Origin of the sequence: Limosilactobacillus oris DSM 4864 (genome assembly GCF_001434465.1) — a bacterium.
Classification (GTDB): Bacteria; Bacillota; Bacilli; order Lactobacillales; family Lactobacillaceae; genus Limosilactobacillus; species Limosilactobacillus oris.
Genome location: NZ_AZGE01000060.1, coordinates 1 through 1,564, shown reverse-complemented (window position 1 = coordinate 1,564; position 1,564 = coordinate 1). Strand labels below are relative to the sequence as shown.

General features: G+C 40.9%; 1 protein-coding gene. It reads left to right on the top strand.

What is annotated here, in order from left to right; translation table 11 throughout:
* Positions 1-119: 119 nt before the first annotated feature.
* Positions 120-1,223, top strand: coding sequence for an IS110 family RNA-guided transposase (locus FC49_RS09585; RefSeq protein WP_082603582.1), 1,104 nt, complete (start codon positions 120-122; stop codon positions 1,221-1,223).
* The last annotated feature ends 341 nt before the right edge of the window (positions 1,224-1,564 follow it).

Genomic DNA, 1,564 nt, shown 5'->3' with positions numbered 1-1,564 from the left:
TGGGAGATAATATGAAGTGACCTCCTTATTGTTAATGCAGGGATTTGAGCTCATAATTAATGTGTAAAGCAGAAACATTAATTGAGGTCGTACCCTAAAACAATAAGGAGGTCACTCTTATGTCTAGTGTAATTTATGTTGGGATGGATGTCCACCAAGACTCTTTTAGCCTATGCGCTTTGGCGGCTTCTAGTGGTGAAATTATTCGTGAAACCCGGTGTTCTGCCGATGTTGAGAATATTGTTAAGTTTATCAATCATTTGCCAGAAAACGAAAGTAATCAAGTTACTTTAGGCTACGAAGCTGGGATCTGGGGCTATTCGCTTCACAACCGGCTAGTAGAGTTGGGATATGATTGCGTAATCTTGGCACCTTCGACGATGTACAGTAACATCAAACATCAAATGGTTAAAAATGATCACCGAGATGCCCAGATGATTGCCCATAATCTAGCTTCCGGAACTTATAAGGCGGTTTATGTGCCTGATCAAGAAGATGACGAGGTCAAGGAATTTATTCGTTTGATTAAAGCTATGAAAAAGGAGCTTAAACAGACCAAGCAACGAATTCGTGCCTTTGTTTTGAGAAACGGTTTTCGTTTTGAAAAAACACCATGGACGGGAGTATATTTAGAATGGCTTTCACAATTACAATTGCCAAGAATAAAAAAGATGGTCTTAGACGAGTATCTGGTTCATTATCATGAGTTAACAGATAAGATTGAACGCTTAAGCAGACAGTTAGGAGACCTGTCACATCAAGAACGCTATCAAGAACCAATTTCTAAGCTCCGCTGTTTCAAGGGGATTGATACAGTAGCCGCAATGACCATTCATGTGGAGACTTCAGACTTTTCACGCTTCCCGAATGCCAGAGCTTATATGGCCTATTTAGGACTAACTCCCAGCGAACATTCTAGTGGAAAGAATGTTAGTCTAGGCCGAATTACTAAGCAAGGTAATTCGACCATCCGCACTACACTTGTCGAATCCGCACAAGGTTTAGTGCGGGGAAACCCAAGTAAGAAGTCCAAGAAACTCAAGGCACGACAGATAAATCAATCCGGAAGAGTCATTAACTATGCCGATCGTGCTGTTAATCGTCTTCACAAACGCTATGAACGAATGATTCATGCAGGTAAACCACGAAATGTGGCAATTATCGCCGTTGCTCGAGAACTAGCTTGCTTTATTTGGGGTATGGAAAACGGCAAAATTGCGTAATTAATTGTTTATTCGTAATACATTAGGTACTTAATTGTGCCTATAGAAAAGTCCCAGAAAGCTTTACGGTCTGGCTACCTACGCTGTCACGCTTTCTGGCATGATTTCAAGAACTATTGGCCATAGTTCTAATTATTATCATGATCCACGGTGGGAGATTATATGAGCCTTGCGACGGACCATTAACCTGTTGGTAACCAATCCACGAATAACAGAGTGGTTAACTGTCGAAGGATCAATTTCTGAGACTTTTCTATGGGGATCAAAAATGACCAGAGCCAAATTCCTACTTGACAATGGTCACTTCATAACAGCGTGACAGAAGTCATTTATGACTTCGT